The organism is Pedobacter terrae, from assembly GCF_900100705.1.
GTDB classification, from domain to species: Bacteria; Bacteroidota; Bacteroidia; order Sphingobacteriales; family Sphingobacteriaceae; genus Pedobacter; species Pedobacter terrae.
In genome coordinates, this window is record NZ_FNCH01000003.1 from 1 (window position 1) to 13697 (window position 13697).

General features: G+C 38.9%; 12 protein-coding genes and 1 riboswitch. Of the genes, 5 read left to right on the top strand and 7 right to left on the bottom strand.

All coding sequences use genetic code 11. The features are described 5' to 3' along the window. Positions 1–643 precede the first annotated feature (643 nt). Positions 644–1030, bottom strand: coding sequence for a Co2+/Mg2+ efflux protein ApaG (apaG, locus tag BLR60_RS04870; RefSeq protein ID WP_090497993.1), 387 nt, complete (start codon positions 1028–1030; stop codon positions 644–646). A gap of 35 nt (positions 1031–1065) precedes the next feature. Continuing rightward, complete coding sequence (gene dusB / locus BLR60_RS04875) at positions 1066–2073, bottom strand: tRNA dihydrouridine synthase DusB (protein ID WP_090497406.1); 1008 nt, start codon at positions 2071–2073, stop codon at positions 1066–1068. Between the two features lie 43 nt (positions 2074–2116). On the opposite strand from dusB, the gene BLR60_RS04880 reads away from it, so the two are divergent. Genes BLR60_RS04880 through BLR60_RS04890 form a run of 3 tightly spaced genes read left to right on the top strand, consistent with a single transcriptional unit; the run spans position 2117 to position 4083 of the window. Beyond that, a complete protein-coding gene (locus BLR60_RS04880; RefSeq protein ID WP_090497408.1) occupies positions 2117–3043 on the top strand; it encodes a CPBP family intramembrane glutamic endopeptidase in 927 nt (308 codons plus the stop codon). Further along, the gene (locus tag BLR60_RS04885) at positions 3024–3230 is read left to right on the top strand and encodes a putative signal transducing protein (protein WP_167354688.1); all 207 of its coding nucleotides are present in this window, start codon (positions 3024–3026) and stop codon (positions 3228–3230) included. The genes BLR60_RS04880 and BLR60_RS04885 overlap by 20 nt, the downstream gene beginning before the upstream one ends. A gap of 43 nt (positions 3231–3273) precedes the next feature. Beyond that, positions 3274–4083 carry a phosphatidate cytidylyltransferase gene (locus BLR60_RS04890; protein ID WP_090497412.1) on the top strand — a complete coding sequence of 270 codons (810 nt, stop codon included), beginning with the start codon at positions 3274–3276 and terminating at the stop codon, positions 4081–4083. Between the two features lie 161 nt (positions 4084–4244). On the opposite strand, the gene BLR60_RS04895 is transcribed toward BLR60_RS04890, so the two are convergent. The 3 genes from BLR60_RS04895 to metE all read right to left on the bottom strand — a co-directional run bounded on the left by BLR60_RS04895 (position 4245) and on the right by metE (position 7871). Then, positions 4245–4910 carry a class I SAM-dependent methyltransferase gene (locus tag BLR60_RS04895; protein WP_090497414.1) on the bottom strand — a complete coding sequence of 222 codons (666 nt, stop codon included), beginning with the start codon at positions 4908–4910 and terminating at the stop codon, positions 4245–4247. Between the two features lie 58 nt (positions 4911–4968). Next, entirely contained in the window at positions 4969–5355 is a 387-nt protein-coding gene (locus tag BLR60_RS04900) for an acyl-CoA thioesterase (RefSeq protein WP_090497417.1), read from the bottom strand. 182 nt (positions 5356–5537) lie between these two features. Next, positions 5538–7871 (bottom strand): 5-methyltetrahydropteroyltriglutamate--homocysteine S-methyltransferase, encoded by a 2334-nt coding sequence (metE, locus tag BLR60_RS04905; RefSeq protein ID WP_090497419.1) that lies wholly within the window; start codon positions 7869–7871, stop codon positions 5538–5540. 195 nt (positions 7872–8066) lie between these two features. Continuing rightward, positions 8067–8272: riboswitch (cobalamin riboswitch) on the bottom strand. A gap of 128 nt (positions 8273–8400) precedes the next feature. On the opposite strand from metE, the gene BLR60_RS04910 reads away from it, so the two are divergent. Together BLR60_RS04910 and BLR60_RS04915 are read left to right on the top strand one after the other, a co-directional pair. Next, entirely contained in the window at positions 8401–11088 is a 2688-nt protein-coding gene (locus tag BLR60_RS04910) for a M14 family metallopeptidase (RefSeq protein ID WP_090497421.1), read from the top strand. Between the two features lie 308 nt (positions 11089–11396). Beyond that, complete coding sequence (locus BLR60_RS04915; RefSeq protein ID WP_090497423.1) at positions 11397–12113, top strand: DsbA family oxidoreductase; 717 nt, start codon at positions 11397–11399, stop codon at positions 12111–12113. Positions 12114–12307: 194 nt separating this feature from the next. Here the strand turns inward: BLR60_RS04915 and BLR60_RS04920 are convergent, their stop codons facing one another. After that, positions 12308–12526, bottom strand: coding sequence for a DUF3820 family protein (locus BLR60_RS04920; protein ID WP_090497425.1), 219 nt, complete (start codon positions 12524–12526; stop codon positions 12308–12310). Beyond that, positions 12527–13663, bottom strand: a complete 1137-nt coding sequence (locus tag BLR60_RS04925; RefSeq protein WP_090497427.1) for an ATP-binding protein — start codon at positions 13661–13663, stop codon at positions 12527–12529. It lies immediately after the preceding gene. Between the last annotated feature and the right edge of the window lie 34 nt (positions 13664–13697).

Here is a 13697-nt window from a genome sequence, read left to right on the forward strand (position 1 = left end):
AATTTATTATTTTCACAGCAGTAATATTGGTCAACACTAATTTAAGTGAATATTACCTTGCTGCAAAACATTGTTTATCAAAGTTTTGCAGCTTTTATTTTTTTTAACCTGCGGATATTAGGAACTATCGGATTTATCTCAGCATCTTTCCAAGATAGACCCTGAAATGAATTACCTTCGGTGAGCTCGCTCAAGGCTCGGTTCAGGGTGACGACTATATTAAATGTCTATTTGGAAAGCAGGTTTCGTGGGAATAGGAATGCTTCGGTCCCGCTCACGCTTCTGCCGATAGAAAAATATCGGCATCCCGCTGCGATCGGGTTTAGGTGGCAGGGTAGGTTGTACTATTTATGGATGCAGGGTGCAAAAAAGGACTTGTAAGCAATGCGGTTAAGCCTTTAATAGTAGCAGAAACACTGCAATTTAAACCTGATTGTAATGGAAAGCCCGTAAACGAGGAACGAGTGCGGACTTGAAATGAAAAGCAGGAGTAACAGTAAAATGAAATGCTGAAATCGCTTTTCGAAGATTCTTTATATTAAAAGTTTTGTCATCTCGACTGAAGTGCAACGAAACGGAGAGATCTTTGAATTAAACAATACAGATTTCTCCACTACGGTCGAAATGACGATTCTTCGAAGGATTAATTTAATTTATAAGGGGCTACCAATTGAAATTCGGGAATATCAACATCGAATTGTGAACCATCGATATCACGTCTCATCAAATAGGTACCTTTCATGCTGCCCATATCAGTTTTTAGGTTACAACCTGAAACGTACACATGCGTTTCGCCGGGTTGTATAATGGGTTGCAAACCAACAACACCCTCACCTTCTACCTCTCTTTTGCTACTGTTCGAATCGAAAATTAACCATTGGCGGCGCATTAATTGCACGGCGTAATCAGAAAGATTGGATATTTCTATGCGATAGGCAAACATGTAATGTTCGTTGGCCGGATTTGAATATTCTGGCTGATAAACAGTTTCTACTGAAACTTTAACCCCGTCTGTAATAGCTGTAACCATGATGATAACGAATGTAGGAAAAAAGCTTTCAAAAATCAAGCCATTACACTAGTGGCGTCATAGTTGGCAAATTTTTCTGCCACTTCTTCTAAAATGCTGTAAATGTTGTTGATATCTGGCTCAGCAACTAAACGCATGCGGTATGGTTTAAAATCTGGCAGCCCTTTGAAATAGTTGGCGTAATGGCGACGCATTTCAAAAATACCGGTTTTCGGACCTTTCCATTCCAGCGATTTATCTAAGTGTGTACGGCAAACTTCAATTCTTTCCTCAATTGTTGGTCCGGCAAGGTGTTTTCCGGTTTTAAAGAAGTGTTTTACCTCGCGGAAAATCCACGGATAACCAATTGCGGCACGACCGATCATGATACCATCTACCTCATATTCCATACGCCAATTGGCTGCTTTTTCCGGACTATCTACATCACCATTGCCAAAAATGGGAATTTTGATGCGTGGATTGCGTTTAATTTCGCGGATTAAACTCCAATCGGCCTCTCCTTTGTATAATTGTGCCCTTGTTCGGCCATGAATCGTAAGTGCCTGGATGCCTACATCCTGAAGTCGCTCGGCAACTTCGTAAACATTTTTGGTATTATCATCCCAACCCAGGCGGGTTTTTACGGTAACAGGCAAATGCGAAGCTTTAACAACAGCATCGGTCATTTTTACCATTTTATCGATGTCCTGAAGCAAGCTGGAGCCTGCACCTTTGCAAACCACATTTTTTACCGGACAGCCATAATTGATATCAACCAGATCTGGACCTGCTGCAGAGGCAATTTCTGAAGCTTCGCGCATGTGTTCGATATCACCACCGAAAATCTGGATGCCAATTGGTCTTTCATATTCGAAAATGTCCAATTTTTGTAAGCTTTTTGCGGCATCCCTGATCAAGCCTTCCGAAGAGATAAATTCGGTATACATCATATCAGCCCCGTTTTTCTTGCATACATAACGGAACGGTGGATCACTTACATCCTCCATCGGAGCGAGCAATAAAGGGAACTCACCTAAATCTATATTTCCTATCTTTACAGACATTTTCTATCTTCAACGATTAATAAAACATACAAAGGTACAAATAATGAATTTTGTAACACCTAAACGCGAGGAAATCAATCCTTTCTTACAATTACTTTTACTTTTATTTTACGCAGTTGCCGGGGCTTTTGTTTTCGGTATCATTGGACTGGTAATCTGTATGGCCATGTATGGAATGGGTTTGGTGAGTAATTTCAACCTGCTTTTATCGGGCGACGCCGAATATATTTCGGGTTTTAAGGTAATACAGATTTTAAGTTCAATAGGTACATTTATTTTACCACCCCTTGCCCTCGCTTTAACAGAAAGAATAAAAATAACCCGGTTTTATAGTTTTAAACAACCAAAGGTTTTACTGTTTTTGCTAGTGATCATGATTATGATCGTGAGTATGCCTTTTATGGAATGGACAGTAATGTGGAATCAAAAAATGGTTTTGCCCGACTTCTTGAAAGGAATTGAGGCTTGGATGAAGGAGAAAGAAGAACTTGCAGCAAAAATGACTATTCAACTGATTACGGTGAGTAGTAACTGGGATTTTGTGGTTAACCTGATTATGATTGCAGTTTTACCAGCGATTGGTGAGGAGTTGATGTTCAGGGGTGGCGTGCAACGCTCATTGGAGCGGTCGTTTGGCAATCCGCACCTGGCCATCTGGCTTTCGGCTATAATTTTTAGCGCCATACATGTCCAGTTTTATGGTTTTGTGCCTAGGTTGTTATTGGGAGCAGGTTTCGGGTACCTGTATTATTTGAGTGGTAGTATCTGGTATGCCATGTTTGCGCATTTTTTAAACAATGCCTATGCGGTTTGTGCGGCTTTTTATATGCAAAAACACAACATGCCACTTGATAAAGCGGATGAACCGATTGGTTTTCTGTGGTATGGCTATTTAATTAGTGCAATAATTACCATAGCTTTGTTTAAATTTTTTAAAGATAGCGCATCACGTGAGCGAAAATTGGGTTAAAGTATATACCACCAGCAATGCTTTTGCGGCAGAGGTATTAAAACAGGGATTGACAGAGGCTGGTATCCCTGCGGTTACCATAAATAAACAACTCTCGGCATATAATATTGGCGAAATAAATGTTTTGGTGAATAAGGTAGATTTCAATAAAGCCATAGAATACATCGTTGAGAATGAAATTGAATAGTGATAATGACCTTAAACCTTCCACCCTTTACCTCTTACCTTAAATGAAAACCAGGGCAATAACCGCTTTCTTTTTTACCATCGTCATGCTTGGCTCTATCTTTTTAGGGAGTTATGCATTTACAATTTTCTATCTTATTCTAAGTGTTTTATCCTTATTCGAATTTTATAAGCTGATTAAAAATGCCGGTATCAGGCCACATCGAAATATTGGCTTAATGGCAGGATCTTTAATCTTTTTAATGGCTGCAGGCTTACATTATTTAGAGTATGATGTTAAGTACCTGTTGCTTTGCATCCCACTAATTTTCTCGGTTTTTATCACTGAGCTGTATAAGAAAAACAAAATTCCATTTGCCAATATCTCTTATACATTTGTTGGTTTTGTTTATGTAACTATACCTTTCTGTTTTTTCCACGCCCTTGGCTTTTTAAAAAACTGGAATGAATATAACTTTCATTTACCGCTCGCATTTTTGTTAATGCTTTGGGCAAATGATACCGGTGCTTATCTTTTTGGTGTAAAATACGGGAAGAGCAAATTATTTGAACGTCACTCACCAAAGAAAAGCTGGGAAGGTTTTTTCGGCGGTATGTTCACCAGTATTTTGGTCGCTTTTGGCTTATCATTTTTGTTTACCGAAAGTCCGGCTTGGGTTTGGATGGGTATGGCTATATTAATTGCGAGCTTTGGTACGCTGGGCGATTTGGTAGAATCGATGCTTAAACGCAGTTTAGATACAAAAGATAGTGGTGGATTGTTGCCTGGGCATGGCGGTTTGCTAGACCGTTTTGATGGACTGTTATTGGCTGCTCCGGTGGTTTATGCCTATTTGTATCTGATTTTGTATTAGATTAATCACAAAGACAGGAAGACACAAAGAAATACCTTATCTATCGTCCTCGTTTGTAACGAGGATGAATGGGATTCACGTTTGTAGTGTGGTTTTTGTTATTATCGATACAATCGCTATTCTCGCTAATCCTCTTACAAACGAGGACTATAATATGTTTCTCATGCTGTAGCCGTTACAACATGATATTCCCTTTCTATCTGCTCGCCAGTTTTGCTTTTTATCTGTTCAGTTTTACTAAGAATATTTTCAACTGTAAATCCTCCATTTTTTAATAGTTCCTTTACCTCTTCTACTTCGTAAAGTTTAAAACCATAAGGTGTAAAAGGAAGATTTTGCATAAAAGTTTTATCGGCAAAGCAGATTACTAGAGTGCTATTAAGTTTTAAAGTTCTTTTAATTTCGGTAAGATATTCGCTTGGATTTTGCCAAAAGTAGATTGTATTGACGGTAAAAATTTTATCGAACCGATTTTCATCAAACGGCAATGTAATTCCATCTGTTAGTTTAAAATGAACTTTTCCGGCTGGAATTAAACCCTGATTAATCTTTTCAGCCTCGGAAATAATGGTAGCAGAAATATCGGCACCAAAATAGTTGAGGTTTTCGGCTTGTGATAATAGTTGAGCGATGTGCCCACCGTTTCCATGGCCGATCTCTAAAACAGTTTCATTATTTTGGAGGTCTAATGCATCAATTGCAGAACTAGTCATTCCGATGTTACTGCTATGCATCATCTCCCCTGTTTTAACGCCATGTTCGCCTTCCGGACAACTTAATTGTTTCGCAATATTTTTTAAATCTGCTTCAGAATGTTGTTGCTCCATGATCAAATTAAAGATTTAAGTCTGATGACTTTATACCATTTTCGCTAAATGTATCGGGTTATTTGATTACCTGAACAGGCTTTTTGTTTTCATCGATAGCTACAAAAGTGAAATCGCCATGTACGGCAAGCTCCCTTCCTTCTGCATACATCTGCTCAATATAAATTTCTACGTTAACCTTTAAACTGGTATTACCCACATGGTTTACCTTGCCAATAAGTTCTACAATGGTTCCTGCTGGAATCGGTTTTTTAAAATCAATCCTGTCGCTGCTTACCGTTACCATAATCTGGCGGCTAAAACGGGTTGCAGTAATAAAAGCAACTTCGTCCATTAAATGCATGGCAGTACCGCCGAAAAGCGTATCGTAATGGTTGGTGGTATTTGGGAAAACGGCTTTAAAAATACTGGTTTTCGAATTTTCTATTCTTTCTGCTAAGGTCATGGGGTAAATATAGGATGAGTAAAAAGCTTTGACAACTTTCTGATTAGAAAGTTGTCAAAGTTGAGATCAGGATAAAACTATCATCCAAAAGATTTCTTAATACAATTTATTTCAGTTATTCATGATGAAGCGTCTTCGACAGGCTCAGACTGACAACGATTGAATATCTAACACCAATTATATTAATTCACCTGAAGATCTGCCGAAAGTACTTCTTCCGTTTTACGCATCTCTTTTGCGGCTTCAACCATTTCGATCAATGCTTTTTTGGTTTCGTCCCATCCGCGTGTTTTTAAGCCACAATCAGGGTTTACCCAAAGTTGCGCTGAAGGAATAACGGCTTTCGCTTTTTTGAGTAACTGAACCATTTCTTCACGTTTCGGAACCCTTGGAGAATGAATATCATAAACACCTGGTCCAATTTCGTTTGGATATTTAAAATCGGCAAAAGCATCTAATAATTCCATCTGAGAACGAGACGTTTCGATTGTGATTACATCTGCGTCCATATCGGCAATGTTTTGGATGATATCGTTAAACTCTGAATAGCACATATGCGTGTGGATCTGCGTATCATCTTTTACGCCACTGGCTGAAATTTTAAAGGCTTTTACTGCCCAGTTCAGGTAGTCTTGCCATTCTGCCTTTCGCAATGGCAAACCCTCTCTAATGGCTGGTTCATCAATCTGGATGATTTTAATGCCTGCATTTTCCAGATCGCAAACCTCATCACGGATAGCCAGGGCAATCTGTGTACAGGTTTCTGACCGTGGCTGATCATTGCGTACGAACGACCACTGTAAGATGGTTACAGGACCTGTTAACATGCCTTTCATGTATTTCGAGGTAAGCGACTGCGCATAAGCCGTCCACTTTACGGTCATGGGTTTCGGGCGCGTAACATCACCAAAAATAATCGGCGGTTTTACACAGCGCGATCCATAACTCTGTACCCATCCGTTTTTAGAGAAAGCAAAACCGTCTAATTGCTCACCAAAGTATTCAACCATGTCGTTCCGTTCAAACTCGCCGTGAACCAAAACATCCAGATCGATTTCCTCCTGCCATTTTACTGCTTTTTCGGTTTCTTTTGCAATAAAATCATCATATTCTTCAACAGTAAGCGTTCCATTTTTAAGTTTGGCCCGCCAGCTTCTTACCTTTGCGGTTTGCGGAAACGACCCGATAGTGGTAGTGGCATAAACAGGCAGGTTAAGTTCCTGTTGTTTGATTTTTCTACTCGAAAATGGACTCAAACGTTCGGCATCCTGCTCTTTTAAAGCCGAAACCCTTTGTTTAACTGCATGATTATGGATTATTTTAGAAATTTTACGGTTAGCAATTGCAATCTTATTTTCTTCGAATTTTTGCAGGGTAGATGCAGGGCTTTCGTTGGTGATTAGTTTTTTTAAGGTAGCTACCTCCGTAATTTTCTGTTTGGCATAAGCCAGCCATTGTTTAATTTCCGCAGAGAGATTTTGCTCGTTGGTCTCATTATCCAAATCAACCGGCGAATGAATCAGTGAACAAGATGGAGCAATCCATACTTTACCCTGACCTCTTTTTTCTATAGCACGATTAATGATCGATAGAGATTTCTCGAAATCATTTTTCCAGATGTTTCTTCCATCTACCAAACCTAACGAAAGAATGGTATCTTCTTTTAATGAAGCTAGAACATCATCTAATTGATCTTCCGCACGTACCAGGTCGATGTGTAAAACATTTACTGGCAATGAAGTGGTTAATGCTAGATTATTTCCTAAGCCTTCAAAATAGGTGGTTAAAACAACTTTCAGTCTTGGGAAAGCTTTCCTGATTTCTTTATAAGCATATTCATAAGCTTTTTTATCCTTTTCATTTAAATCCAAAGTCAAAAATGGCTCATCAAACTGAATATATTCTACATCCAGAGCGTCCAAGCGAGATAAAATCTCGATATAAACCGGAAGCAGGTTTTTAATCAGGTCAATTTTTTCAAACCCAGCTTCTTTTTCCTTGCCCAATAAAAGGTAGGAAACAGGTCCGATCAGAACGGGTTTAGTGTTAATCCCCAATTGTTTTGCCTCGTAAAACTCATCAATGATTTTAGTAGAGAAAAGTTTAAAAGGTTGGTTTTTGTAAAACTCAGGTACAATGTAATGGTAATTGGTATCGAACCATTTCGTCATTTCCATAGCCATCACATCCAGTCCTTCTTTTTGGTAACCCCTTGCCATCGCGAAATAAAGGTCAAGTTCCTCATTTCCTTTTTTCAGGATTACCTCATTGTACCTTTTCGGGATGGCCCCAAAGGTTAAGGAATGATCAAGGACATGATCATAAAAGGAAAAATCGTTTGATGGAATCACATCAATACCCGCTTCTTTTTGAAGTTTCCAGTTTTCGTGGCGAATGTTTTTGCCCACCTGCAGTACATTCTTGTACCCAGTTTTATCTGCCCAATAATTTTCGCAGATTTTCTTTAATTCCCTTTGACTACCTATTCGCGGATAGCCCAGATTTTGCGTTAGCATCTCTCTTAAAGATTAAGTAAATAAATCGTTTAAAAGCTCTTAAGGCAATATTTTTGTAATACTCTTTGTTAAAAATTAAAGGAAAGGTTATGGCACAGCCCGCCCACTTATCAGCAAAAGCTTAAAGCAAGCATATAAAATTTTAATTTTATCGTGTACAATCAGACCTGACCAATTACTTTATAACGCGAAAGCACCGTCAATTCAATATAGGCAGGTCTCCTGACTTATTCCCGATTTTATCGCCTTCCCATCCCATTAAATGGCACAGTGGCATAATGATAAAACCGTTGTCTTTTTGTTAAAGACAGAATTTACAGTTGCGCGACAGCTCGTGATTTGCACACGATTCCCTATTAATCCCGGGTGTAATTCCGGGAACCTGTATCGGTTGATGAAAAATAAAGTTAAGAACTTACATCAAGGCAAATGTATGGATTAGGATTTAAAACTTGTAACAAATTTACGGCAAGCCGTTTTTGAAAATTATTCTCTATTATATTTGATTACCCAACTAAACTTTCAAATTATGATAAAAACCTACTTTATCAGGCTCTGCATTGCTTTTTTAATGGTAAGTAACTGTGCGGTACTGGCGCAGGAAGTGCCAACGCCAAAATCGCATTTTGGTTTTGATATTGGCGATGATTATCAACTGGCCAATTACACCCAAACAGAAGCTTATTTCAAAAAGCTTGCGGTCAGTTCTAACCGCATTAAACTGGTTGATATCGGTAAAACTGAAGAAGGCAGAAGTCAATATATGCTAATTGTTTCTTCGCCAGAAAACCTAAAGAAATTAGACCGTTACAAGGAGATTTCACAACAGCTGGCTCATGCAGAAATTACGCCAGAGCAGGCCAAAGCATTGGCACAAGAGGGTAAAGCAGTAGTATGGATAGATGGAGGATTACATGCAAATGAGGTAGTTGGCACCCACCAATTAATCCAAACCATATATGAGTTTGCGTCCAGAACAGATGCAGAAACTTTGCGTATTTTGGATAATGTAATTATTTTGTTTACTCATGCAAACCCTGATGGGCAGGAGTTGGTGAGCAATTGGTACATGAGGGATAAAGATCCGAAGAAAAGAACAACTTCCGGACTTCCTGTTTTGTATGAAAAGTATGCGGGACATGATAATAACCGTGATTTCTTTATGCTAAATCTTAAAGAAACACAAAATATCGGTCGCCAGCTTTTTGTAGAGTGGATCCCGCAGATTATGTACAACCACCATCAGGCCGGTCCGGCGGGAACGGTTGTGGCAGGTCCTCCCTATCGGGATCCGTTTAATTATGTTTTCGATCCAACTTTGTTAACCAGTTTAGATGCAGTTGGTGCGGCCATGCACAACAGGATGAACGTAGAAAATAAACCTGGCTATACGCAGCGCGGAGGATCGGTGTATTCTACCTGGTACAATGGCGGTTTAAGAACTACAACCTATTTTCATAATATGATTGGGCTTTTAACAGAAATTATCGGGAATCCTACGCCTTCTGAAATTCCGCTGGTTCCTTCAAGGTTATTACCAAACGGCGACTCCCCTAACCCAATTACGCCAAGGAAATGGTATTTTAAAAATTCGATCGATTATTCGGTATCTTTAAATTATGCCGTTTTGAATTACGCACAACGTTATCACGATGAATTGTTGTACAATATTTACCAGATGGGCAGAAATTCAATTGAAAGAGGCAAAAAAGATACCTGGTCATTTTCCCCTAAAAAAATAGAAGCCATTAATAACGCTGCAAAAGGTAATGCCGCGACAAATGGCGATGCTGATTTCGGACCAAGACGCCAGATCAGTATAAAAGCTTTCGATACAGTGATGAAAGCTCCTGCGAACCGGGATCCAAGGGGATATATTATATCTGCTGATCAGCCTGATTTTAATACTGCTATTAAGTTTTTAAATGCATTGATCCGAGCAGGTATTGTAGTTCAAAAAGCGACCGCTCCATTTGCCGTGGCCGGTAAAAAATATCCGGCCGGGAGTTATGTCGTCAAAACCGATCAGGCTTTCCGTCCGCATGTTTTAGATATGTTCGAGCCACAGGACCACCCAAATGATTTTAAATACGAAGGCGGTGCGCCAATTCCGCCTTACGATGCCGCCGGATGGACATTAGCCTATCTGATGGATGTGAAATTCGATCGAATTTTAGATGATTTTTCAGGGCCGTTTGAAAAAAATCCGTACGGAGAACTCTTAAAACCAGAAAACAAATTGCCTAGTGGATCCACTTATGTGTTAAGTGCTGCACAAAATGATTCTTACCGTGCGGTTAACGATTTATTGAAAAATAAGCTTGAGGTTTACCGATCTACTGAAAACGGTGACTTTTATGTTTCGTCATCAGGAAAAGCAGTGCTAGAAAAAGCAAACATCAAATTAAAAACTGCACCGGCTCCAAAAAATAAAATCAAGGTATCTACAGCGAGAATTGCCCTTTGGGATACCTACGGTGGTTCTATGGCCTCGGGTTGGGTGCGGTTTTTAATGGAACGGTACCACTATAATGCCACAGTAATTTATCCGCAGGATATTGATGCGGGCAATTTGAAATCTAAATACGATGTAATTGTTTTTGTGGGTGGCGCTATACCATCGGTGCAGGGTGCAGGTGGGGGAAACAGGACTTTCGGACCAAAGGCTGAAGAAATTCCTCAGGAATTTAGAAATCGTTTAGGGAGAATTAGTGCTGATCAATCAATCCCTGAATTAAAGAAGTTTTTGGAAGCTGGCGGGCATATTGTAACCATTGGCAGCAGTACCAATCTGGCTTATCACTTAAATCTGCCTATACGTAACGCGATGGTAGAAATTGTAAATGGAGCGGAAAAAAGATTACCTGCTGAAAAATATTATGTTCCGGGAAGTGTTTTAAATGTTGGTGTAGATATAACGTTACCTGCCAATTGGGGCATGAAAAAAGAAGCTGATGTATATTTTGATAATAGTCCTGTTTTTAAACTCACTGGTGATGCTATTGCAGCTGAAAAGATTAAACCTTTAATGTGGTTTGAAAATGCTACACCGCTTCGCAGTGGCTGGGCCTGGGGCCAGGCTTACCTGCAAGATGGGATAACCGCTTTTGAAGCCAAAGTTGGCAAAGGTAAATTGCTTGCCTTCGGGCCCGAAATTGCATTCAGAGCACAAACGCATGGTACTTTTAAGCTGATATTTAACCAATTGTATAAATAATATCAGTTATTGCTTAGTCTTTTACGTTGAGCTTTCTGATCGGTCGTCATTCTCGCGCAGGCGAGAATCTTAATGCAGCCTGCAAACCTACCAAGGCATTAAGATTATTCATTATTTTTTTGTTTTTTTTCAGCATTCATGAGCACTACGTGGTTCCCAATCGAGTTGGGAATGACGGTTTCTCATAGCAGATCAATTTATTAGAATTTCCTTTTCATATGATTAATATAGAAGCCACTATCCTAAACAATAGTTGCTTTTTACTTTGCCCTTACTATAGCTAATTATAATCCGCTTAATTTTGTATTATGAAAGTAGAAATCTGGTCGGATGTAATGTGTCCGTTTTGCTATATTGGGAAAAGACATTTTGAACAGGCGATAGAAAAATTGCCCTTCAAAAATGAAATTGAGGTAGATTGGAAGAGTTTTCAGCTCAATCCGGAGTATCACAATACCAATAATGAAACCGTGTACGATTACCTTTCAAGAAGTAAGGGAATGCCGGTTGAACAGGCCAAACAAATGACTAAACAGGTGGTTGATATGGCTGCAAATGCAGGGTTAAGCATCGATTTCGATACCAATATTCCGGCAAATACCTTTAATGCGCATCGTTTGATCCACCTGGCAGCAAAACACGGTCTTCAGGATTTAGCGGAAGAAAAATTATTTGAAGCCCATTTTGTAAACAGCAAAAATATTGGCGAAACCGATGTTTTAGTTGATCTTGCAGTAGAGATCGGCTTGAATAAGGATGAAGCTGTAGCAGTTTTAAATAGCGACGAGTTTGCTGAAGCGGTTCGTTATGATATTTATGAAAGTCAGAATTTAGGTATTAGAGGGGTTCCTTATTTTGTAATGGACCGTAAATATGGTGTTTCAGGCGCTCAGCCTGTTCAGGCTTTTACCGATGCACTTACCCAAAGTTTTACCAAATGGAAAGAAACTCAGCCTAAAACCACACTTACCTCATTAAATAAAAATAATGATGCGGTTTGTGATGAAAATGGTTGTGAGATATAGAATTGTTTCCCGCAGATTGACGCAGATTTTTTCTGCGAAATCAATAGAAAAATCGTCATCTCGACTGGAGCGCAGCGCAATGGAGAGATCTGTCTAGATAGATTTAGCTTCCGCTGAGCCTTCGGGTTCTCGGCTTCGTTGCACTCCGCTCAAAATGACGGTATATTTTGAGGTTTGCCTCCTTTAGTGATGCATCACCGCTGATTCTTCAACGGCGTTAATAAATACTCCAAACCATTCACCCGAATTTCGAACATCGTAGCCATTAAATCACCTAATTTTCCTTTCGGAAAGCCTTTGTCTTTATACCAAAGCAAATAACTTTCAGGAATATTGCAGATCAGGTAACCTTTATATTTTCCATAAGGCATTTGCATTTTTACTAAATCGAGTAATAAAGAGGGATCTAACATTTATAATATAAAATCTAAATAATTTTCTTTGTTAATAACCGAGAAGCTAGCTTGAGCATAGTTTTTAGCAAAAAAACCTGGGATTTTTTTCTTTTGGTTTCCCCATTTGAAATCGGCAGCTAAAATTTCTCCGTTGTTAATTTCAATAAGGTCTATTTCCTGCTGGTCATAAGTTCTCCAAAAGTAATAAGTGGAATTTTGCTGTTCGTACTCCATTTTTTTGATCCGCTCACTAAAACAGTAATTTTCCCATAAAATACCTTGGTCATTCCTTAAGGCTAATAACCGGAAATCGTTTACAATCGCGTTTCGGATGCCATTATCATAAAAATACCATTTAGATGATTTGGTAACCTCTTTCCGTAAATTATTACTGTATCCACCAACTTTATAGATGATAAAAACCTTCGAAAGTAAATCAAGATAACGGTCTACTGTATTTTTGCTAATGCCTAAAGTACGCGAAATCTCATCAATCGAAACTTCCGATCCTACCTGATAGGCAATAAGCTTTAATAACTCCAGCAGTTTAGCACTATTTTGGATATTTTCATACATCAAAATGTCTTTTAACAGATATGACTTCACCAGTTCAGTCAAATATTGTGCTTTTTCAGCCAATGAGTTCAGATGAAACAGCTCTGGATAAGAACCAAAAATTAATCTTTCTTCAAGGTTTTGGGCGGTCTGCAATGCATTTTCCTGTTTATCTAATTCAACCTGTGCTATCGGGTAGAGATAATAAGTTAAACTTCTTCCGGTTAAAGGTTCGCCGGTTTGATTTGACAGATCAAAAGTAGATGACCCACTCGCAATAATGGTGAGGTCTTTGAAAGTATCAATAAGTAATTTTAATATTTTTCCGATTTCGGGAATAACCTGGGCTTCATCAATAATGAGCAGTTTGGCATCACCCAAAACCCTTTTATAATTTGCCGCTGTACGGGTTGATAGCAACACCTGTACATCCTGATCTTCTCCATTTAAAGAAAGATGGTTGATATTGGCCTCTTTAATAATGCTTTCTACTAACCAGGTTTTGCCTACCCTCCTTGTGCCGAAAATTAAGATGACCTTATTTTTCCCAATTTTATTAAGGATAACAGGCTTCAAAGATCTAACAATTTGACTTTCCATTTAAGTCAAATATAGTAAAAAATGTTAATTCAGT